Annotated in this window: 18 protein-coding genes; 8 read left to right on the forward strand and 10 right to left on the reverse strand. The window is 70.5% G+C overall.

The genetic code is table 11. From position 1 onward, the window contains the following. Positions 1 to 44 precede the first annotated feature (44 nt). Positions 45 to 1484 (reverse strand): UDP-glucose dehydrogenase family protein, encoded by a 1440-nt coding sequence (locus tag AFR_RS05630; protein WP_023358933.1) that lies wholly within the window; start codon positions 1482 to 1484, stop codon positions 45 to 47. 172 nt (positions 1485 to 1656) lie between these two features. Here AFR_RS05630 and AFR_RS05635 point away from each other — a divergent pair, with 172 nt between their 5' ends. Next, on the forward strand, positions 1657 to 2811 hold the full coding sequence (locus AFR_RS05635) for an acyl-CoA dehydrogenase family protein (RefSeq protein WP_023358934.1): 1155 nt from the start codon (positions 1657 to 1659) through the stop codon (positions 2809 to 2811). A gap of 4 nt (positions 2812 to 2815) precedes the next feature. Here AFR_RS05635 and AFR_RS05640 read toward each other — a convergent pair whose 3' ends face one another. From AFR_RS05640 to AFR_RS05655, 4 genes are all read right to left on the reverse strand, one after another. Next, positions 2816 to 3442, reverse strand: coding sequence for a hypothetical protein (locus AFR_RS05640; protein ID WP_023358935.1), 627 nt, complete (start codon positions 3440 to 3442; stop codon positions 2816 to 2818). A 10-nt stretch (positions 3443 to 3452) separates the two neighbouring features. Further along, positions 3453 to 4937, reverse strand: coding sequence for a serine/threonine protein kinase (locus AFR_RS05645; RefSeq protein ID WP_023358936.1), 1485 nt, complete (start codon positions 4935 to 4937; stop codon positions 3453 to 3455). A 125-nt stretch (positions 4938 to 5062) separates the two neighbouring features. Further along, positions 5063 to 6229: an FAD-dependent monooxygenase gene (locus tag AFR_RS05650; RefSeq protein ID WP_023358937.1), complete on the reverse strand. Its 1167-nt coding sequence runs from the start codon at positions 6227 to 6229 to the stop codon at positions 5063 to 5065. A 17-nt stretch (positions 6230 to 6246) separates the two neighbouring features. Next, positions 6247 to 6732, reverse strand: coding sequence for a MarR family winged helix-turn-helix transcriptional regulator (locus AFR_RS05655; protein WP_023358938.1), 486 nt, complete (start codon positions 6730 to 6732; stop codon positions 6247 to 6249). A 106-nt stretch (positions 6733 to 6838) separates the two neighbouring features. Between AFR_RS05655 and AFR_RS05660 the strand changes: the two genes are divergently transcribed. From AFR_RS05660 to AFR_RS05670, 3 genes are all read left to right on the forward strand, one after another. Beyond that, entirely contained in the window at positions 6839 to 7687 is an 849-nt protein-coding gene (locus tag AFR_RS05660; RefSeq protein WP_023358939.1) for a helix-turn-helix domain-containing protein, read from the forward strand. Between the two features lie 70 nt (positions 7688 to 7757). Beyond that, entirely contained in the window at positions 7758 to 8582 is an 825-nt protein-coding gene (locus AFR_RS05665) for an MBL fold metallo-hydrolase (RefSeq protein ID WP_023358940.1), read from the forward strand. A gap of 146 nt (positions 8583 to 8728) precedes the next feature. Beyond that, positions 8729 to 10708: a HEAT repeat domain-containing protein gene (locus tag AFR_RS05670; RefSeq protein ID WP_023358941.1), complete on the forward strand. Its 1980-nt coding sequence runs from the start codon at positions 8729 to 8731 to the stop codon at positions 10706 to 10708. Here AFR_RS05670 and AFR_RS05675 read toward each other — a convergent pair whose 3' ends face one another. Beyond that, the gene (locus AFR_RS05675) at positions 10709 to 12553 is read right to left on the reverse strand and encodes a hypothetical protein (protein WP_041840632.1); all 1845 of its coding nucleotides are present in this window, start codon (positions 12551 to 12553) and stop codon (positions 10709 to 10711) included. A 49-nt stretch (positions 12554 to 12602) separates the two neighbouring features. Between AFR_RS05675 and AFR_RS05680 the strand changes: the two genes are divergently transcribed. Next, positions 12603 to 13118, forward strand: coding sequence for an acyl-CoA thioesterase (locus AFR_RS05680; RefSeq protein ID WP_023358943.1), 516 nt, complete (start codon positions 12603 to 12605; stop codon positions 13116 to 13118). Between the two features lie 16 nt (positions 13119 to 13134). Continuing rightward, complete coding sequence (locus AFR_RS05685) at positions 13135 to 15060, forward strand: acetoacetate--CoA ligase (RefSeq protein ID WP_023358944.1); 1926 nt, start codon at positions 13135 to 13137, stop codon at positions 15058 to 15060. On the opposite strand, the gene AFR_RS05690 is transcribed toward AFR_RS05685, so the two are convergent. After that, positions 15049 to 15774 carry a TIGR03089 family protein gene (locus tag AFR_RS05690; protein WP_023358945.1) on the reverse strand — a complete coding sequence of 242 codons (726 nt, stop codon included), beginning with the start codon at positions 15772 to 15774 and terminating at the stop codon, positions 15049 to 15051. The genes AFR_RS05685 and AFR_RS05690 overlap by 12 nt on opposite strands. A 172-nt stretch (positions 15775 to 15946) precedes the next feature. Here AFR_RS05690 and AFR_RS05695 point away from each other — a divergent pair, with 172 nt between their 5' ends. Both AFR_RS05695 and AFR_RS05700 read left to right on the forward strand, forming a co-directional pair. Next, entirely contained in the window at positions 15947 to 17092 is a 1146-nt protein-coding gene (locus AFR_RS05695; protein ID WP_023358946.1) for a glycosyltransferase family 4 protein, read from the forward strand. A 45-nt stretch (positions 17093 to 17137) separates the two neighbouring features. Then, positions 17138 to 18253, forward strand: a complete 1116-nt coding sequence (locus AFR_RS05700; protein WP_023358947.1) for a mannose-1-phosphate guanylyltransferase — start codon at positions 17138 to 17140, stop codon at positions 18251 to 18253. Between the two features lie 766 nt (positions 18254 to 19019). Here AFR_RS05700 and AFR_RS05705 read toward each other — a convergent pair. Genes AFR_RS05705 through cofD form a run of 3 tightly spaced genes read right to left on the reverse strand, consistent with a single transcriptional unit; the run spans position 19020 to position 21544 of the window. Then, positions 19020 to 19580, reverse strand: a complete 561-nt coding sequence (locus AFR_RS05705) for an NUDIX hydrolase (protein ID WP_041840633.1) — start codon at positions 19578 to 19580, stop codon at positions 19020 to 19022. A 3-nt stretch (positions 19581 to 19583) separates the two neighbouring features. Continuing rightward, positions 19584 to 20588 (reverse strand): coenzyme F420-0:L-glutamate ligase, encoded by a 1005-nt coding sequence (locus tag AFR_RS05710; protein ID WP_023358949.1) that lies wholly within the window; start codon positions 20586 to 20588, stop codon positions 19584 to 19586. Beyond that, a complete protein-coding gene (gene cofD, locus AFR_RS05715) occupies positions 20585 to 21544 on the reverse strand; it encodes a 2-phospho-L-lactate transferase (RefSeq protein ID WP_023358950.1) in 960 nt (319 codons plus the stop codon). The genes AFR_RS05710 and cofD overlap by 4 nt, the downstream gene beginning before the upstream one ends. Positions 21545 to 21562: the final 18 nt, after the last annotated feature.

Raw genomic sequence — 21562 nt, forward strand, 5'->3', positions numbered from 1 at the left:
CGAACCCGGCAGGTTCGCGGCCGAGGGCCCATTTCGGTACGCCGTCAGAGGACTGGCGCGGGACGTCCCATGCCGCGATACTGCCAGCCGGCCCGGGCCCACAGGACCGCATCCAGGCAGTTCCGGCCGTCGATGACACGCTTGTCCGCGACGAGCTCGCCGAGCGTCTGCGGATCCGCGTTCCGGAACTCCGCCCACTCCGTGAGCACGCACACAAGCTCCGCGCCGGTGACCGCATCAGCCATCGAGGCCTCGTAGTTGAGTCCCGGCTGGGCCGTACGGGCGTTCTCCATGCCCTGCGGGTCGTAGACGCGGACGTCGGCACCGGCCTTCGCGAGGGCCGCGGCGACGGCGAGTGACGGCGCGTCGCGTACATCGTCGGAATTGGGCTTGAAGGCCGCGCCGAGAACGGCGACCCGGGTCCCGGAAAGATCCGGACCGGCCGGGCCGGAACGGCGGCCGAGGAGCTCGGCGGCGAGCTGCAGCACCTTGCTGCGGCGCCGGAGGTTGATCAGGTCGACCTCGTGCAGGAAGCGCAGCGCCTCACCCGCACCCAGCTCCTGGGCCCGGGCCTGGAACGCGCGGATGTCCTTCGGCAGGCAGCCGCCGCCGAAACCGACACCGGCCTGCAGGAAACGGTTCCCGATGCGCGGGTCGTAACCGATCGCCTTCGCGAGCTGGGTGACGTCGCCGCCGGCCACCTCGCAGACCTCGGCCATCGCGTTGATAAAGCTGATCTTGGTGGCGAGGAACGCGTTCGCGGCGACCTTCACCAGCTCGGCGGTCGCGAAGTCGGTGACCACGAGCGGCACCTCGCGGTCCTCGGTGGCGGCCAGATCGAAGACACCCTTGTGCGCGGCGTAGAGCATGCCGTTCGCCCAGTCCGACTTGACGCCGACGACGATCCGGTTGGGGCGCAGCACGTCCTCGACGGCGAAGCCCTCCTGCAGGAACTCCGGCGACCAGGCCACCTCGACGCCCAGCCCGGGGTCGGTGTGCTTGGCGACCAGCTGCTCGATCCACTCGGCGGTGCCGACGGGGACGGTCGACTTGCCGACGATCAGGGCGCGGCGCTTCAGGTGCCGGGCGAGGTTGGTGACGGACGTCTCGACGTACGAGAGGTCGGCGCCCATGCCGTCACCACGCTGCGGGGTGCCGACGCAGATGAAGTGCACGTCTGCGAAGTCGGCAACCTCCTCGTACGAGGTGGTGAAGCGCAAGCGGCCCGCCGAGAGGTTGGAACGCAGCAGGTCGTCCAGCCCGGCCTCGTGGAACGGCATCTGCCCGGCCGCCAGCTTGCCGATCTTGGCTTCGTCGACGTCAAAACCGAGCACCTCGTACCCGAGCTCGGCAAAACAGATGGCGTAGGTGGCGCCGAGATAACCCGTACCGAGGAAGGCCAGACGCGGGCGCGCGGCACCGGACGGCGGCTCGACCTCGGGAAAGGCAGGCACGGGCTGATGGGTCGGGTAAGGGATGGTCACCGGGAGAAACTCCACTCACACGGGGCGCCGAGGGGGGCCTGCGCCGAAACGTGGCTTTCACCTTCTCATGACGGCGCACGCGTGATCCGCGCACCGTCCGCGGCGAAGGATAGTGCGCGTACCCTACGCGTCGGTAACATAGGGCGGGAGCCGCAGAGGAAGGGCCACAGCCATGCCTGATTTCGACGTGTACCAGCTGCCGGAGGACCACGAGACCATCCGCGCAGCCGTCCGCGAGGTCTGCGACGCGCGCGTGGCGCCGAACGCGGCCGAGGCGGACGAGAGCGGTGAGTTCCCCAAGGCGTCCTACGACGCCCTGCGGTCCTCCGACTTCCACGCCCCTCACATTCCGGTGGAGTACGGCGGTGCCGGTGCCGACGCCCTCGCCACAGCGATCGTGATCGAGGAAGTCGCGCGCGCCTGCGCCAGCTCGTCCCTGATCCCGGCGGTCAACAAACTCGGCACGATGCCGCTGATCCTCGCCGGTTCGGAGTCGCTGAAGCAGCGCTACCTCACCCCCGTCGCGTCGGGCGAGGCGATGTTCTCGTACTGCCTCTCCGAGCCGGAGGCCGGCAGTGACGCGGTCTCGATGACCACCCGCGCGGTCCGCGACGGCGACTACTGGGTCCTCAACGGCGTCAAGCGCTGGATCACCAACGCCGGCGTCTCCGAGTACTACACGGTCTTCGCGGTCACCGACCCGGCCGCCCGCTCCCGCGGCATCTCGGCGTTCGTGGTCGAGAAGTCCGACGAGGGTGTCAGCTTCGGCGCCCCGGAGAAGAAGCTGGGCATCAAGGGCAGCCCCACCCGCGAGGTCTACTTCGACAACGTCCGCATCCCCCTCGACCGCATGATCGGCGACGAGGGCACAGGCTTCGCCACGGCGATGAAAACCCTCGACCACACCCGCGTGACCATCGCCGCCCAGGCTGTCGGCATCGCCCAGGGTGCCCTCGACTTCGCCAAGGGCTACGTCAAGGAACGCAAGCAGTTCGGCAAGGCCGTCGCCGACTTCCAGGGCATCCAGTTCATGCTCGCCGACATGGGCATGAAACTCGAGGCAGCACGCCAGCTGACGTACGTGGCCGCCGGCAAGAGCGAACGCGGCGACGCCGACCTGACGTACTTCGGCGCGGCAGCCAAGTGCTTCGCCTCGGACGCGGCCATGGAAATCACGACGGACGCGGTGCAGCTGCTGGGTGGGTACGGCTACACGCGGGACTACCCGGTCGAACGCATGATGCGCGACGCAAAGATCACCCAGATCTACGAAGGCACCAACCAGGTCCAGCGCGTCGTCATGGCCCGCCAGATGCTCAAGGACTGACCCGCTACTTGACGGCGATGGTCTGGAGGGCGGAGTAGCCGCCTTCCTTGACCAGCTTGCCCTCGTCGACACGGACGGCGGTGTTCTTGCCGTTCAGTTCGAAGAGGCCGGAGTCGCCGGCCGGGACCAGGCGCCAGGACTGGGTGGCGTCGCCCGGCCGGCACGGGTCCATGCGGAGGACGCCCTCGCTTTTGTCGGTGACGCAAGACTCCGGGGCCGAGCCGGCGACCTTCGGCGTCGCCACGATCATCACGGTGTTCCTGGTTTTTTCCGTGCGCTTGCGGACCTTGGCGGGCTTCACCGTCATCCGGGTGGTCTCGGTGACGGCGGTGCCGGTGAAGTCGATGCGGCCGTCCGGGTGGGCGTCCAGGTGGTATTCGGTGCCGGCGTCGGCGGACGTGGTGATGACAACGGGGACGGCCAGGTCGATCGAGTAGTTCTTCAGCTGGGACAGGTCTGCGTCGACCAGGTCCGGGTCCGAAGTGGTGGGTGCGGTGGAAGGCGAGGACGACGGCGACGGCGGCAGCGAGGGCGGGGAGGAGAACGTCGGGGCGGAAGACGTCGCCGTGCCGCAGGCGGTGAGGGCGGTGATCGTGGCAGCCGCCATCGTCAGCCGGGCAGTGCGGTGCATGGGGTTCTCCTCAGATTTCGCCGCGGTCGACGAGGGTGTACTGGTCGGCGAACTGGGGTTCGCCGACCTCGGTGACGTCCGAGCGTTTGGCGTCGGCGTCCCAGAGCAGCCAGCCGTACTCGTCGTTGCCGATGCGGTAGGTGGGGCGGCCCTTCTTGTCCTTCTTGCCGGTCTCGGACATCGAGAAGAGCGTGGCCTTGGTCGGGGTACAGGGAGCGCTGACCGCCGGGGCGGCTTCCTCGTCCGGGAGGATTTTGACGCCCAGGCAGCTTTCCGGACCGGCGTAGCTCTCGTTACCCAGCGATTTGATCAGGTAATCGACGCCCACCGGTTGCAGGACGAACTGGGACTTCGAGCCCGTGCCGTCGGAGACCTCGAGTTCCGAGCCGTCGAGCATGAAGTAGCGGTCGGCCCCGGCGAACTGGATCGAGAAGCGCCGGTTGCCGGCCAGGATCGCCGTGAGGGGATCCACCGGGGCCGCGGACACGACCGGCGCTTTGCCGCCGGAAGGCTCGACCAGTTTGGACCGGTGCAGACCGACCAGGCCACCGGTCAGCAGCACCACCGCAGCCCCGACAGCCAGAACAACCCGGCGGAGGCGTCGGGGAGGCCGAGGCGGGGACGCGGGAGGGGCGTCGTGCGGCGGCGGCACCACCACCGCGGGTGACCACCGGACCGGTGTGGTCTGGCTGCCCAGCAGCGTGTCGAGCAGTTCGCGGGCGGTCGGGCGCTGCTCCGGATATTTGGCCAGCGCGCCTTCCACGAGGCCGCGCAGTGGTTCCGGGATGCCCCGGGTGTCCGGAGGCTGGGTGAGGATGCGGACGGCTGTCGCGGCGGGGGAGTCCGCCGAGAAGGGTGTGCGTCCGGTCGCCGCGTAGGCCACGACGGCACCCCAGGCGAAGACGTCCGCCGCCGAGGTCACGTCCTGGCCGTACTCGGGGTCGAATCTTTCCGGCGCCATGTAGGCGACCGTGCCGACCATCTGATCGGTACGCGTGTGCCGGCTCGTCGCCTCGAACGCGCGCGCGATGCCGAAGTCGATCACCTTGATGCCACCGAGAGCGAACAGCACGTTGCCGGGCTTGAGATCGCGGTGGATGACACCCGCGCCGTGGATGGCGGTGAGGGCCGTGGCGATGCCGACGGCCACGCTGTCCAGGGCCGGGCCGGACAGCGGTCCCCGCTCGTGCACGTACGAGGTCAGCGAAGGACCGTCGACGTACTCGACCACCAGGTACGGCGGATCGTGCGAGGGGTCGGCGTCGAGGACCGCCGCGGTGGAGAACGGTGGCACCTGCTGGGCGCGGGTCACCTCGCTGCGGAAACGTCCGCGGAACTCGGGGTCGTCGGCGTACTCGGGCCGGACCATCTTGATCGCGACCCGGATGTCGTCGGCGTCACGGGCGAGGAAGACCGTGCCCATGCCGCCCTGGCCGAGCCGGCCGAGGATCTCGTATCTGCCGAGCCGGAGGGGGTCGCCAGGACGCAGCGGCATGCTCATGATGTGGTCAGAGCCTGTTCTGTGGGTCGTCGCGCGGAGCGTACCCACGGCTCACAACCCGGTCAAAGAGGCCATCGACCGATCTGCACGTTCTGGAACGCGGCGTTGCCCGCGTACGCCTAGCTGTAGGTGGGAAGCTCGAACTTGTCGGCCGGTGGTGTCAGCAGGCTGAGCGACCCGATCCGTGCCGCCACCCCCATCGTGGTCTGCAGCACCTTGATGCCGAGGCGGCTCTTCGGGTTGGCCAGCCGGGGACCGCCCGGGATCAGCTTCTGGGCCTTGTCCACGTAGGGCCGCATGAGCCGCTCGTAGTTGGCGAACGCCTCCCGGTGCGAGGTGGCCCGGCTCAGCTCGCCGCCCAGCACGTACGCGCCGACCAGGGCCAGGCTGGTGCCCATCCCGCTCAGTGGCGACGCGCAGTACGCGGCGTCTCCCAGCAGCGCGATCCGTCCGCGGTGCCACGTCGGGGCGAACACCTGGCCGAGGTTCTCGAAGTAGAGCTCGGCGTCGTCCATCGCCGCGAGCATCCGCGGTGCTTCCCAGCCGGCGTCGCGGAAGACACGGTGCAGGAGCTGCTTCTGCTCGTCCTGCCCGAGGTCCTCGTACCCGCGCGGCGGGGAGAGGAACGACAGCGTGGCCCGCATCGTGCCGAGGTTGTCCGGGCGCAGGCCGAGGTTCCGCCCGCCCACGGCGTTGTACCACTGCCACCAGTCCGGGTCGCCGGGCTTTTTCGGGATGGTGAAGTAGGACGTGTACATGCCGAGGTGGCGGATCCGGGCCTCGGTGCCGAAGACCTGCGTGCGGGTGCGCGACCGCATCCCTTCAGCCAGCACGACGACGTCGAAGCGCCGGTCGGGGCCGTCGGTGAAGGAGACCGCCACGCCGTCCTCGTCCTCGTGGACGGCGGTGATCGTGGTGCCGAAGAGGTACTCGGCGCTGGTCTGCGCCACGACGATCCGGGACAGCTCGCCGCGCAGGATCTCCAGCTCGGCTGTCGCGCCGGCGGTGTCCGACCTGGTCGCCGGGAAGCTTGCCCGGGTCCGGCCGCCGGCGTCGACGATGCGGGTGCCTTCCTCGCCGGTGCCGGCGGCGCGGATCGTGTCCTCGAGGCCCATTCGCCGGACGACCTCGCGGGCCGCGCCGCGGATGTCGATGTTCTGGCCCTCGCTCCGCAGCTCGGCGGCACGTTCGACGATGGTGGCCTGCCAGCCTGCGGCCTCGAGCCAGTAGGCGAGTGCCGGTCCGGCGACGCTCGCGCCGGAGATGAGAACGGTCCTGCCGGGCATGGTGGTCCTCTCGACCTTCAGACAGTGAAAAGAACGCCGTCGCCGATGTCGTTCGGCCGGCCGGTGCTGCCGTGCTGATCGCGCAGAGGTGCCTGGGCCTGCTGGTACGCCTCGGTCATGCGGTCGAGGAAGCTCTCCACCGCGGCTCGCTCCTCGGCGGTCATGGCCGCGGTCAGCGTCTCCACCGTCTCGGCGACGGAACGCACCAGCTCGTACGCGGCGTCGACCGAAGCCTGCACCGGGACCACCACGACCTTGCGACGGTCGGAGGGATGCGGCTCCCGGCCGACGTGGCCCGCGGCCACGAGGCGGTTGACGACCAGCGTGGTGGCCGCGGTGGAGATCTTGAGCGCGCGGGCCAGCTCGGTCGGCGTCGCCGCGCCGCGGTCGCTCAGGTAGTACAGCGCTGCGAGTCCCGCGGCGTCCACACCCAGGCGGGCGGCCATCAGACGCGCGAAATCCTGCTGCTCGGCCGAGAGCAGCCGGAGCTTGTCCTGGATCATGACGACAACACTACTACGAAACTTGCCAATCTCCTTGATTACTATGCCGGAGCCACCCACTGGCAAGGTGTGGCTGGGGCAGGAACGGCCGCCAATACTGTGAGTCATGGATGCACAACGCCAGCTCGGGGAGTTCCTGCAGACCCGGCGCTCCCAGCTGCGACCGGAGGACGTGGGTGTCGCCACCTACGGCGGGCGCCGCCGCGTGCCGGGCCTGCGCCGCGAGGAGCTCGCCCTGCTGGCCGGCGTCAGCGCGTCCTACTACTCGCGGCTGGAGCAGGGGCAGGCCGCCAACGCCTCGCCCGAGGTGCTGGACGCCCTGGCCCGGGCTTTGCGCCTGAACGAGACCGAACGCCTCCACCTGGACGAGCTGGCCACCGGCAGCCGCCGCCGGACCCGGGCGAAGAGGCCCGCGCCAGAGAAGCTGAGCGAGGCCACCCGGCAACTCGTCGCGGCGCTCGGTGACGTGCCCGTGGTGGTGCTCGGCCGGCGCAGCGACGTGCTGGCCTGGAACCCCGCCGGTCACTCGCTCTTCGCGGGCCATCTGGCCGCGGACTCGAAACCGAACCTGGCCTGGCTGATGTTCTTCGACACCCACACCCGGGCCCTCTACGCGGACTGGCCGGCCAAGGCCCGCGCGGTCGTGGCGACCCTCCGCATGGCCTCGGGCCGTCACCCGGACGACCCGCTGCTCGCGGCGCTGGTCGGCGAACTGTCGGTGAAAAGCCCGGAGTTCGTCGCGATGTGGGCCGACCACCGCGTCAAAGCCGGCGGCGACGCCGTCTACGAAATGCTCCACCCGCTGGTCGGTCCGATGCGGGTGACCCAGCAAGCACTGTGGACCGAGGGCGGGCAGGCGGTCGTGGTCGCCACGACCGAGGCCGGCTCCCCTTCGCAGGCGGCGATGACTCTGCTGGTCCACAGCCGCGTCACCGGGCCGCGCCTGACCGTCTGATCCGTCTTCCCATTTCCGGGTGCTCCGCAAGGAGCGCCGGACCCTCCATGCCCTGAGAAAGGCACCTGTCATGAACGAGACCAAGGTCGGCGACGTCACCGTCACCCGCATCGTGGAGACGCACGGCCCGATCATGCCGACCGGCGCGTTCTTCCCGACCATGCCGCAGGAGGCCTGGGACCAACACCAGGACCAGCTGATCCCCGAGCATCTCGACGCCGACGGCCTGGTGCTCGCGGCCATGCAGACCTGGCTGGTGCGCAGCGAGGGCCGCACGATCCTGATCGACACCGCCGTCGGCAACAACAAGGACCGCCCGGCCGTCGAGGGCTGGAACCACCAGAACGTCGACTATCTGGGCCGTCTCGCCGAGGCCGGTGTCCGGCCCGAGGACGTCGACCTGGTCGTGAACACCCACCTCCACGTCGACCACATCGGCTGGAACACCCGGCTCGCCGACGGCGAGTGGGTTCCGACGTTCCCGAACGCGACCTACCTCATGCCGGCGGTCGACTTCCACTTCTGGAACCCGGCGAACAACCCGGCGGTCGAGGGCGGTGTCAACCAGAACGCCTTCGCCGACAGCATTGCGCCCGTGCATGCCGCCGGTCAGGTGCAGCTCTGGGAGGACACGCACCGCATCGACGGAGGTCTGCTGCTGGAGGCCGCGCCCGGGCACACCCCGGGCCACGCGGTGGTCAAGCTCGAATCGGGTGGCGACCGCGCGCTCTTCGCCGGCGACATCGTGCACACGCCGCTGCAGCTGGAATTCCGCGACCACTCCAGCTGCTTCTGCGAGGACCCGGTCCAGGCCGGCCACACCCGGCGCCGCCTGCTGAGCTGGGCCGAAGACGTCAACGCACTCCTGCTGCCGGCCCACCTCGACGGTCGATGACAAGAACGATGTCGTGCCTGGGTGCATGGTTCTGACCGTCGCTCACGCCGAGACCGGGTGGGGAGGGCCAATCGCCTGGCGGCTCATGGGCGGCCCTCCCCACCCTGCCAGGTGATTGCAGGGCGGAAAGACCCTATGGTGGCGCGATGCAGGACGACGTTGGCGGGATCATCGACGGGTTGGGATCGGCTGATGCGGAGGTCGCCGAGGAGGCACTCGACGACTTCTTCGACTCCGTCTGGCACCAGGGGACGGTTTACCCCGAGACCGTCACTGTCGTCCCGGGCCTGGTCGAGCTGGCGGTCACCGAAGGTGTGCACAACCGGTCGCACCTGCTGCGGATCCTCGGCGGAATTTGTGATCCCGAGGAGTCCTACGGTGACGACCAGCCCGCCGTACGTGCTGCGGTTGTGGCCCACGCGGCGCGACTGGAGCAGCTGCTGGACGATCCCGATCCGGAACTGCGTGATTTGACGGCCTATGTGCTCGGTCAGTGCGGCGACCGTGCCGCGCTGACCGGGCGCTGGCCGCTCGAGACCGATCCGCAGGTGCGCGCGTCGTTGTTGATGGGCCTCGGATCCGTGGACCTGGCGCGAGAGGCAGCGCTGACCGAACCGTTCCCGGTCCCGGTGGCCGCGGCGCTGGTGTACGCCCGAGCCGGGCTGCCCCTGCCGTCGGAGACGATCATCCCGATCGCGGCGGCCTTCGGTGCGGCCGAGCCGTGGGACAGCCCGTGGCCGGGGCAGGACGGCGCGCTGTCCGAGGTTCTGGAACTGCTCGACGGCGCGTCCGCTGGTGCCCTGACCGTCGCGCTGACCAGCGCACCCGGCGGCAAACGGCAGCCCGGCGTCCGGTCTCGGCTGCGGGCCGCGGAGGCCATGGCGGACCGGTTCGAGAGCAAGCGGTCGGCACCCGTCGAGCTGATGCCCCGCCTGCGCGAGCTGCTCACCGACGACGACGCCGAGGTGCGTGCCGCGGCGATGCAGGCCGTCACCCACGCGGGTGCCCCGTCCGCAGCCGTGGCGGACATCCTCGCCGAGATGGCCCAGGGCACGGCGGACGAGGAACGCTGGAACGGTCCAGCCCATTTGGCGCTGAACGTCCTCGCCAGGCTCGGCGACCCCCGCTGGCGCGAGCCGCTGATCGCCGCCTGGGAAGCGGGTCAGGACCCGTCGGTCGTCAGCACCCTCGGCGACTTCCCGCCACCGTTCGACCCGGTCGTTCTTGCCGCGGCCCGCCGGCGGTTGCGGGTGTTGACCGCCCAGCCGATGCCGCAGGCCAACGCCGTCATCGCGCTTGTCGTCCTGCTGAGGAACTGGGGCCCGGCCGCGGCTGACGCGGCCGAGGACGTGCTCGCCGCCCGGTTCGCGGCGCCGTGGATCGTTCCGGCGACCTTGGCGGGGATGGGCGAGCGGGCACTCTTCGCCGTGCCGGCCCTGACGGCCCAGGCCGACCGCGGTCAGGTACGGGACGGCCACGCGGTCTGGCGGCTCACCGGCGACCCCGGGCCGCTCGTCCGCGCCGGTCGACAGCTGCTGACCGACCCGAGGGGCCGCCTCCAGTGGGAGCTCGAACTTCTCGCCGACGCCGGGCCGGCAGCCGCGCCGCTGGTGCCCCTGCTGACCCCCTGGCTGACCGGCCGGGCCGCGCCGAACTACGAGGGCGAGGACCAGATCGCCGCCGCCCGGGTGGTCTGGCGTGCCACCGGTGACACCGCGGCCGTTCTGCCCACAGTGGACGCGGCGCTGCGTACCGGCGACTCCCCGGCCCGCTCGGCCGCGAAGTTCGCCACCGAACTGCCCGACGTGACCTCGCTCGTCCCGGCTCTCCGCAAAGCAGTGAGCGGCGACTGGGGTGTCGTCGACGCCGCCCGCGCGCTGTGGCGCTCGGGCACACCCGTCGACGACCTGGTCCGGCCGCTGCTCACCGCAGCCGCTGACACGTACGTCCACACCGAGGCGGTCGACCTCCTGGTGGAGATGAACGCCACGTCAGCACTGCCGGGCCTGACCGCGCTCGCGACCCAGGACAACCGCGTTGTGCAGGGCAGCGCCGCACTGGTCTGGAAGGACGACCGCCTCCGGCGCCAGCTGCACGAGGCGATCAGAACCCTGCGCCGCGGCTGATCAGCTGTCCTTCGTCGCCTCCCGCGGCGCGGGCAGGGTCAGCGGCCGGGTGTCGTCCTGAGCCTCGTCGGCGGGCCGCTCGAGGTTGGTCGCACTCATCGCACCCCGCCGCGGCTCGGTCACCTGACCCGGATCCCGGACAGCACTCAACCGAGTCGTCGGATCCTCACCCGGATCGGGTCGCTCCTCACCCACGATCGACATCGCCTTGGTCGACTCGTGCGTCTTCTCACCCACCGGATTCACCACCGTCGCCGCCTCACCCGGCCCTGTCGCGGCCCGGGTCACTGCCTCGTCCGGCCTGGAGGCCGTCTCGCCCGGGGGGTCTGCCGCGCCGTTCCGCGCGGTGGCTGCTTCTCCCGGGGTGGGGAAGGTGAGCAGTTGGGTGCGGTCACCGGGCGGCTGGACGGTTCCGGAGCGGATCAGCTGCGTCCGCTCGCCGTCCGTCGCGGCCGGGAGCTGCAGCGCCTCGGTCTTGTCGTTGTCACCCTGCGCCTCAGCGGCGGCGGGAAAGACCAGCCGGGTGGTCTCCTCACCGGAGCCGTGCGGCTCGTAGCGGCCCGGCGCCGGCGGCACGACCGCCAGCCGCGTCGTCTCGTCCCCGGCCAGGTCGTGAGTCACCTGACCCGCACCGGCATCCCGCGTCGTCTCTTCGCCGCGAGCCTCGTCCGCGATGACCGGGCGAGTGGGCTCGTCGTCCTCCGCGACCACATCCCGGGTGACCTCGTCCCCGCCGACGTCCCGCGTGGCCTCATCCCCGGCCACGTCCCGAGTGACCTCGTCCGCGCTCATATCGCGCGTGGCCTCGTCCGCGCTCATATCGCGCGTGGCCTCGTCCGCGCTCACGTCAGCGGTGTTTTCGGACGCCGCCACGTCGTGGGTGGGCTGGTCGCTGACGACGTCACGGGTGGATTCGCTGTCGGCCACCTCGCGGGTGGTCTGGTTGCTGAACTCGTCGGGTGCGGCCGCCCCGGCCACGGAGCCCTCGTGGGCCGACGTCAGGACTTCAGTTCGGTCATCAGCCGGCGAACTGACGGCGATCGTCGCGGGCTCCTCGTGGGGCCGGCCCGGCGGCGTGAGCAACGTGGTCACCTCGTCCGCCGGCGGTCGGGCGGGACTGGTGGGCGCAGACGCCGCCGGCCGGCCCAGCGACATGACGGTTGTCTTCTCCTCGTCGTCCTCCTGCGGAAGCACCGTCGTGGCCTGCGCCGGAACCACGGTGGTGTTCTCGTCACCGTTCGCCGGGAACGGCGTGGCCGCCGGCGTCCCGTACGTCGGCTGTCCCTGCGGGAAGCTCTGAGGCGGAGGGAAGCTCTGAGCCGGGGGTACCTGGTATTGACGCTGCTGGGGGATGACCGTGGTGCGCTCGGCAGCGATCGGGGTGCCGGCGACCGGGGCCGCGCCGCGGGCCCGGCCGATCGTGCCGATCAGGAGGATCTCGGGGGGTTCGAAGCCCTTCCAGCGGCGTGCGCTCAGCGCCGTGCACAGCATCGGTACGGCGAGCAGCACCGCCAGGCCGTAGCCCGGCGTGCTCACGTCGAAGCCTTCCTTGACGACGTTCGGGGGCCAGATCCCCGCGTACTGGTCGGGGGCCAGGCGGGCCCACGCGCCGACGCCGACAAAGGCGAGGCCGGCGAGCAGCGGGCCGAGGGGTGAGATCGGGGAGAAGAGCAAGATCGAGTACGCCGCTCCGGCAAGAAGGAGCAGCAGGACGCCGGAGAGGGACTCGATGCCGCCGTTGTCGCGGGCCCTCCCGGTCAGGTCCTGGTCGAAGCCGACGCCGCAGAGGATCCAGACCGCGGGGGCCAGTACGAGGGCATAGATGATCGACCGTAGATGGCGCACGCTCGGACCGTACCCGTCAGCGGCAACGACGAGGAATAACGTATCGGTCATGAGTGACCATCTCGTCGGACGGGCAACCTCGCACTCGCGGGTGACGCTCAGTCGGATCATGAACGCGACCGACGTCAACCTGTACGGCACGGTGCACGGCGGTGTGCTGATGAAGTTCGTCGACGACGTCGCCGGTGCGTCCGCGGCACGGCACAGCGGCGGGACGGCCGTGACCGCCGCGATCGACGAGATCCTGTTCGTCGAGCCGGTACGCGTGGGTGATCTTGTCCACGCGTACGCGCAGGTGAACTGGACCGGGAGCACCTCGATGGAGGTCGGGGTGAAGTTGACCGCCGAACGCTGGGACACCGCGGGCGGCGAACCGTTGACGGTGGCCACGGCGTACCTGGTCTTTGTCGGGGTTGATGTCTCCGGGCAGCCGCGCCGGATCCCGCCGGTGCTGCCGGAGACGTCGGAGGACGAGCGGCGCTTCCGCGAGGCGATCATCAGGCGGGAACATCGTCTGGCCCGGCGCAAGGCGATCCAGGACGCCCGGGCCACCCCGGCTGAATAACCGTTAAGGTGACGGCATGACGGGCACAGTGCTGTGGACCCCGCCTGCGGACGTGCTCGAGACGTCGCGGATGGGGCAGTTCATGACCTGGCTGCGGGAGAAGCGCGGCGTGGTCGTCGCCGACTACGCCGAGCTGTGGCAGTGGTCCGTGACCGATCTCGAGGGCTTCTGGCGGGCGGTCTGGGACTACTTCGATGTCATCTCGCACACTCCGCCAACCGCCACGCTGAGTGACGCGACCATGCCCGGCGCGCGGTGGTTCCGCGGCTCCTCGCTGAACTACGCCGAGCACGTGCTGAGGATGCCGGGGCTGGGTGACGACGATGCGGTGGTGCTCGCGTACTCCCAGACCCGGGATCAGGTGACGCTCACCGCGAGCGAGCTTCGTGAGCAGGTCCGGAGGGTTGCCGCCGGGCTGCGGCGGCGCGGTGTCGGGCCGGGCGACCGGGTCGCGGCGTACGCGCCGAACATCCCGGAGACCTACGTCCTGATGCTCGCCACCGCGAGTCTCGGCGCGGTGTTCTCGTCGTGCGCGCCCGAGTTCGGGTCACGCAGTGTCATCGACCGCTGGTCCCAGATCGAGCCCAGCGTCCTGGTCGCGGTCGACGGTTACCAGTACGGCGACAAGCGCATCGACCGCACCGCGGAGGTGGCCGCGATCCACGCCGCGCTGCCGAGCGTCGAGCACCTGATCATGATCGGCTACCTGGACCCGGACGCCGGGAACTGGGCCGAACTGGACGGCGACGACCCGCTGACCTTCGCGGCGCTGCCGTTCGAGCACCCGCTCTACGTGCTCTACTCCTCCGGCACGACGGGCCTGCCCAAGCCGATCGTGCACGGCCACGGTGGCATCCTGCTCGAGCACCTCAAGATGCTCGCTCTGCACCATGACCTCGGCCCCGGCGACCGGTTCTTCTGGTTCACCACCACCGGCTGGATGATGTGGAACTTCCTCGCCTCCGGCCCGGCGGTCGGCGCGGCGATCGTGCTCTTCGACGGCAACCCCGGCTGGCCGGACCTCTCCGCCACCTGGCAGCTCGCCGCCGACGCCGGGATCACCTACTTCGGTACGTCCGCGCCGTTCCTGATGGCCTGCCGCAAGGCCGGGGTGATCCCGCCGGCGACGGAGATCCGGGCTGTCGGGTCGACCGGCGCGCCGCTGCCTCCCGAAGGTTTCCGCTGGGTCTACGAGGTCCTCGGCGACCGCCCGCAGCTGCAGTCGCTGTCCGGCGGCACCGACGTGTGCACCGGTTTTGTCGGCGGCACCCCGCTGCTGCCGGTGGTCGAGGGTGTCATCTCGTGCCGTGCCCTCGGTGCGCGCGTCGAGGCGTACGACGCCTACGGCAAACCTGTCCTGGGGGAGCTGGGCGAGCTGGTCATCACCGCGCCGATGCCGAGCATGCCCGTCGGTTTCTGGAACGACCCGGACGGCCGCCGCTACTTCGAGGCCTACTTCGACGTCTACCCCGGCGTGTGGCGGCACGGCGACTGGATCACCATCGCCGAGGACGGCAGCTGCGTGATCACCGGCCGCTCCGACGCCACCCTCAACCGCGGCGGCGTGCGGCTGGGCACCGCGGAGTTCTACTCGGTCGTCGAGGCCGTGCCCGGTGTCGCCGACTCCGTGGTCGTGCACCTCGACGCCGAGGGCCAGGACGAGCTGCTGCTCTTCGTCGTCCTGGCCAGGGACGCCGAGCTCACCGACGAGCTGCGCGGCCGCATCCGGGGAGACCTGCGTGCCGCGCTCTCCCCGCGGCACGTCCCCGACGAGATCCACCAGGTACGCGCGGTGCCGCGCACCCTTTCCGCCAAAAAACTCGAGGTACCGGTGAAACGGATCCTCACCGGCACCCCCGCCGACCGGGCCGCGGCCAAGGGCGCGCTGGCCAACCCGGAATCGCTGACCGCTTTCGAGGAGCTCGCGGCCTCACGCCAGTAGCAGCGTCGCCTTCTCCGCCTCGGTGCGGCTCTGCACCTTCGCCGCGTCGAGGTTGCCGCAGAGGACAATGCTGGCCCCGGCGATCAGCGGCGCCAGCAGCCAGTCCGTCGGATCGGGGTAGGCGCTCGCGTCGACGAGCACCCGGTCGCCGGGCTTGATGCCGAGCTCGACAGCCCGTTCGGTCGCCATCTCGCACACCGAGAGGTGGCTCTCCTCGACCGGACCCGCGAGCGCCCGGTCGTTCTTGTCCACGGGGCTGGAGGAGAAGTAGTCGCCGAAGGCGCGTACCTCGACGGTGTAGTCGGCAAAACCCGGGGGGATCTGCCGCAGGGGAGCCGCGAGCGGCAGCAGGCCTGTCGCGTACCGGTCGGTGGTGGACCAGCCCGCCGCGACCTCGGCCCGCTCGGGTGTGGTGAAGAGCACCTCCACCGGGCGCGGGTCGGGACCCAGGTCGGCGGCGAGCCCCGCGGCCCACGAACCGAGCAGGACAGCGGCGGTCTGCCAGTGCGGCGGCATCAGCACGGCCACCGAGTCCCCGGAGCCGAGGCCCACACCGTCGACAAGCAGGTTGGCGGTCTTGGCCACCCAGTTGGCCATCGTCGCCCCGGACAGCTCGGTGCGGTCGCCGCTCGCATCGTCGTACCAGGTCAGCAGGGGTGTCGTGGGGTCGCGGCGCACCGCGGCCGCGAGGGCTGCCGGAATCGTCTCAATCATCGGTGCCGACGATAGTCGGTTGACGGTCAGTGACCGGATGATCTCCGGTGGGCGTGGCTCGGGGACGAGCAGATAACGGTGGGATGTCGTGCGGTGTCGCGGTCGACACGACACCCATCGAGCGGCGTACCCTTGCCAGTGGTCTGGCCCACAGCCCCCGAGGAGTTGCCACGTGACCGCCGGTAGTCCGCCCCGAGTCCTCGTCGACGCCACGAGCGTCCCCGCCGACCGGGGTGGTGTCGGCAGATATGTCGACGGCCTCCTGGGCGCCCTCGGCGCCATCGGGCCCGACCGCCTGGACCTCGCCGTGGTGGCGCAGCGTTCGGATGCGGAGCGTTACTCCCGCATGCTGGTGAACGCCGAGGTGATCGCCGGCCCGTCAGCCGTCGCGCACCGGCCCGCCCGGCTCGCCTGGGAGCAGACCGGCCTGCCGCTGCTGGCCCAGCAGGTCGGCGCCAAGGTGCTCCACTCGCCGTTCTACACCTGCCCGCTGCGGGCGGGCTGCCCCGTCACGGTGACGGTGCACGACGCGACGTTCTTCACCGAGCCCGAGCACTACGACAACACCAAGCGCACGTTCTTCCGCAGCGCCATCAAGACCTCGCTGCGCCGCGCCGCCCGTGTCATCGTGCCGAGCAAGGCGACCCGCGACGAGCTGATCCGCCTCCTCGACGCCGACCCGACCCACATCGACGTGGCCTACCACGGCGTCGACCAGACGGCGTTCCACGCGCCCACCGAGGAAGAAAAGGCCAGGGTGCGGGCTCGTCTGGGCCTCACCGATGCAGGCTACGTCGCCTTCCTCGGCGCCAAGGAACCCCGCAAGAACGTCCCCAACCTGATCCGCGGCTGGGCCCGCGCGGTCGCCGACTGGCCCCGCCCGCCGGCCCTGGTCATCGCCGGCGGCCAGGGCCACGACGACGACATCGACCGCGCGGTGGCCGAGGTCCCGTCCCACCTGCGCCTCCTGCGCCCCGGCTATCTCCGGTACGCCGACCTGCCCGGCTTCCTCGGCGGCGCCCTCGTGGCCTGCTACCCGTCGTTCGGCGAAGGTTTCGGCCTCCCCATCCTCGAAGCCATGGCCTGCGCCACGCCCGTGCTCACCACGCCGCGCCTGTCGCTGCCGGAGGTCGGAGGAGACGCGGTGGCGTACACGACCGAGGACCCCGACCGCATCGCCGAGGACCTCGCCGACCTCCTCCACGACGAGCCCCGCCGCCTGACACTCGCCAAGGCCGGCTTCGACCGCGCCAAGGAGTTCACCTGGGCCGGCAGCGCGGAGGTGCACGTCGCCACCTGGAACAGGGTGGCGGTGTGAGGGTTCACACCCCCGACCAGACGCCGATCGTTACACTGCGTGCGCATGAGTGAGAACCCGGGCGAGCTGTACGCCGTCGTTCCCGCAGGTGGCAGTGGTACTCGTCTATGGCCACTGTCGAGGGCCGGTCACCCCAAGTTCCTGCACCCCCTGACCGGCACCGACGCCTCGCTGCTCCAGGCCACCGTGGAGCGCCTGGCGCCCCTGGCCGACCCCAGCCGCGTCCTGATCGTCACCGGCGTCGCCCACGCCGCCGCGGTCGCCCGCCAGCTCACCGAGCTCCCCGCGGAGAACATCCTCGTCGAGCCCTCACCCCGCGACTCCTGCGCGGCGATCGCGCTGGCCGCCGCCGTGATCGCCCGCCGCGACCCCGAAGCGATCATGGGCTCTTTCGCCGCCGACCACCTGATCGCCGAGAACGACCGCTTCATCAACGTCATCCGCCAGGCCATGACCGGCGCCCGCCAAGGCCTCCTCATGACCCTGGGCATCACGCCGACCCGCCCCGAGACCGGCTACGGCTACGTCCAGTGCGGCGGCCCGGTTGGCGACGGCCCGGTGCTCTCGGTCGAGGAATTCAAGGAAAAGCCCTTGTACGACGTGGCCGAGAGCTACGTAAAATCCGGCAACTACCTGTGGAACGCCGGCATGTTCGTCTGGCGCGTCGACGTCTTCCTGTCGGAGCTCGCCCGGCAGCAGCCCCAGCTCCACGCCGGCATCGCCCGCATCGCCCAGGCGTGGGATTCGCCGTCCCGCGAAGAAGTCCTGGGTGAGGTCTGGCAGACCCTGCCCCGCATCTCCGTCGACTACGCGGTGATGGAAGGCGCGGCCACCGTCGGCCGCGTCGGCACCGTCCCCGGCGACTTCGGCTGGAACGACGTCGGCGACTTCCACACCCTCGGCGAAGTCCTCACCGCCGACTCGGGCGGCAACGTGGTCGTCGGTTCCGATGTCCTGAACACGCCCAGCGTTCTCCTCCGTGAGACCGAGAACCTCGTGGTGGTCCCGAACTCCGGTCGTCTGGTCGCGGCTCTGGGCGTCCGCGACCTGATCATCGTGGATACGCCGGATGCCGTGCTGGTGTGCCCCCGTAATCGGGCCCAGGAAGTCAAGTCCCTGGTGGACGAGCTGAAGTCCAAGGGCGACCTGCACTACATCTAGGTTTGTGGGTGGTGGGCTCGGGGGCGGGGGATGACCCACTCCGGGCGGTCAGGCTTGATCCCTCCGTGGGTCATCCCCGCCCCCGAGCCCGCTGTGGTCCCGGTTTTTCGGTCCTGAAGGCTCCCGCAGTCACCCCCATCGGTCGCCGCCGGCCGGGGTCGTGGCTCTCGAGCATGGGCGCCGTCTGCCAATGCCGGGCTGGGCTTCGGCACTCGCGCGCCCGTTCGGCAGGGCGTCACCTGGGCTACGACGCCGTCTGGCCCGAGTTCCGCCGCGCCGTTCTTGATCGGCCCAACTTCAGCGATGTTGGGCTAACGCGGGCCTTGGTGAAGGCCCAACTTCAGCGATGTTGGGCTAACGCGGGCTTGGTGAAGGCCCAACTTCAGCGATGTCGGGTAGCGCGGGCTTGGTGAGGGCCCAACTTCAGCGATGTTGGGGCAACGGGGGCTTGGTGAGGGCCCAACTTCAGCGATGTTGGGGCAACGGGGGCTTGGTGAAAGCCCAACTTCAGCGATGTTGGGGCAACGGGGGCTTGGTGAAAGCCCAACATCGGCGATGTTGGGGCAACGGGGGCTTGGTGAGGGTCCAACTTCAGCGATGTTGGGGCAACGCGGGCTTGGTGAGGGCCCAACTTCACCGATGTTGGGGCTGGGCTGTGGGCGTGGCAGCAAGACCACCCCGAGGCGTCAGCGCGGGAGGTTTCCGTGTGCTGAACGGGCGCGATTCAGCCGGGAACCGCCTGTGTTTCGGCCGATCAGAGTAGTGGTCAGAGCCGGGCGAACGCCGGAGCCAGTTGCTGGGTGACGCCGGCGGCCAGCGGGCTGGGGAGGGCGTCCGGTGTGAACCAGGCGAGCGCGGTGGACTCTTCGCTGATCGACTCGATCGCGCCGGGTGGGCAGACGGCCAGGAAGCGGACGTCGTAGTGCAGGGACTCGGTCGCCGGCTCGCCGGGAGCGGCGCCGCAGCGGACTGCGTGGATGTCGACGTCGATCGGGTCGGGGTCGAGGCGGAGACCGGGGATGCCGGACTCCTCGGTGGCCTCCCGCAGGGCGGCCGACGTCAGCGTTTCATCGGTCGGCTCGCAGTGGCCGCCCAGTTGCATCCACATGCCGAGGCGGCCGTGGAGGCACAGCAGCACTCGGCGCTGGTCGTCGACGATCAGCGTGCTGGCGGTGACGTGGCCGGGGCGGTGGGCGCGGGTCATTGCGGCCGGGCCGGCGGTGAGCAGCTCGAGGGTGCGTTTGCGGGCCAGGTCGGCCTCGTCGGAGGTGGCCTGCCAGGCGGTCAGGGTGGCCACGGCGTTGTCGTAGAGCACGGTTGCACGCAGCCTTCAGGAGACGGTGATCTGGGCGCTGGTGTCGGACCAGGTGACTGTCGAGGTGAGACCTTCGGCGGCCAGGGCGGAACGCAGCCGGTGGACGTCCGCGCCGAGGCGCATCAGGCCGGAAGGTGTCAGATCGACGGGAGTGCAGGTCAGCGAGCTGGAAACGGCACAGGTGATGACGTCCGCGACGGTAGCCAGCGCTCGAGCGATGGCTGCGGTCGAAGCACCCGGCGCAGCAGGCTGGGTGTCGGGGAGCGTGGCTGCGGACACGAGGCCGGCGGTGTGGGCCTCGGCGGTACCCAGGGAGAACATGTCGGAGGCGGCGTCGCGGAGCAGCACCACCGCACCGGACGTCTCCGTCGTTCCGGCGCCGGGGTAGCCGCGGACCACGGCCACAGGTACCTGATCGCACTTGCCCTTGACCAGCTCGCCGGCGGCGGCGAGTTCGTCGATGACGGCCATCTGGGTGAGCTGGAGCTCGTTGCCGTACGGGTCGATCTCGCCGCGGTGATCACGGAAGGGCTCGATCCCGGCGGCGCCGAGGGCGACGTCGGTCAGGCCGTTGCGCCAGGCGCGGCCCATCGTGTCGGAGATGACAACGCCGACGTGGAGGCCCCGGGCGGCCAGGGCCGTACGCAGGGCGCGCGCCGAGGCGTCCGGGTCCGCGGGGAGCAGGACCAGGTGGGTCTTGTCGACGTTCGAGGCGTCGATGCCCGCGGCGGCCATCACAAAACCGTGGTGGGTCTGGACGATGGCGGTCGGGCCGCGGCGGGCGACGACGCGGCGGGTCTCCGAGGCGAGGGCCCGCTCGCGGGCGAGCTCGCGTTCGGGGCCGTCCGCGGGGACCTCGACCAGGCGGCCCTCGGCCTTCGAGACGATTTTGCTGGTCACGACGAGGACGTCGCCGTCGCGCAGCCAGGGGGCGTTCGCGGTGATCAGGGCGGCCAGGTCGTCACCCGCGGTCACGTCGCCGATGCCGCGGACGGGCAGCACCTCGAGGCCGTCGATCATCGCAACTCCTCCGCCAGCCGAAGGGCCTCGGCGACCATCGTGGCGGTCTTGTCCTCGTCGGTCATCCACAGGGGGACCGCGCGGGTGGTCACGCCGGGGATGTTCGCCGACTCGTCGGTGGTGTCGACGAGCCAGCCGTCGAGCAGGCCGTTGTCGCGGCGGGCGCCGTAGAGGCCGGCGACGCCGTTGGCGCTGACCTCGACGCCGAGGGTGGCCAGGCAGCGGTCGGCCATGCCGCGCACGGGGGAGCCGCCGATGATGGGGGACACCCCGACGACCGGCGCCGGGCCGTCCAGCACGGCCTCCTTGAGCTGCTGTACGGCCAGGATCGGCGCGATGCTCACCACCGGATTGCTCGGGGCGACCAGAACGACGTCGGCGTTGCCGATGGCCTCCAGGACCCCCGCGGCGGGCTTGGCCGTCTCCGCGCCGACAAAAACGAACCGGTGCGTGGGCACGTCACCGCGGTAGCGCACCCACCACTCCTGGAAGTGGATGGCCTTGCGCTCACCCTCGACGTCGACGACCACGTGGGTCTCCAGGCGGTCGTCACTGGCCGGGAGCATCTTGATGCCCGGCTGCCACCGATCGCACAGTGCGGTGGTGACGGCCGACAGCGGATAACCCGCGTTGAGCATCGTCGTGCGTACGAGATGGGTGGCGGTGTCCTTGTCACCCAGGCCGAACCACGACGGCTCGGCGCCGTATTTCGCCAGCTCCTCCTTGACCACCCAGGTCTCGCCGACGCGGCCCCAGCCGCGGTCGGGGTCGGCCGCGCCGCCCAGGGTGTACATGACGCTGTCGAGGTCGGGGCAGATCTGCAGGCCGTGCATCCGCACGTCGTCGCCGACATTCACCACCGCAGTGACCTCGGCACCGATGCGCCGCGCATGTGCGCGCACGCCCACGAGGAACCGGGCGCCGCCGATACCCCCGGTCAGGACCACGATCCGCATCCGACCATCCTTGCGCAC

The sequence above is a fragment of the Amorphoplanes friuliensis DSM 7358 genome (genome assembly GCF_000494755.1).
In the GTDB taxonomy this organism is placed as follows: Bacteria; Actinomycetota; Actinomycetes; order Mycobacteriales; family Micromonosporaceae; genus Actinoplanes; species Actinoplanes friuliensis.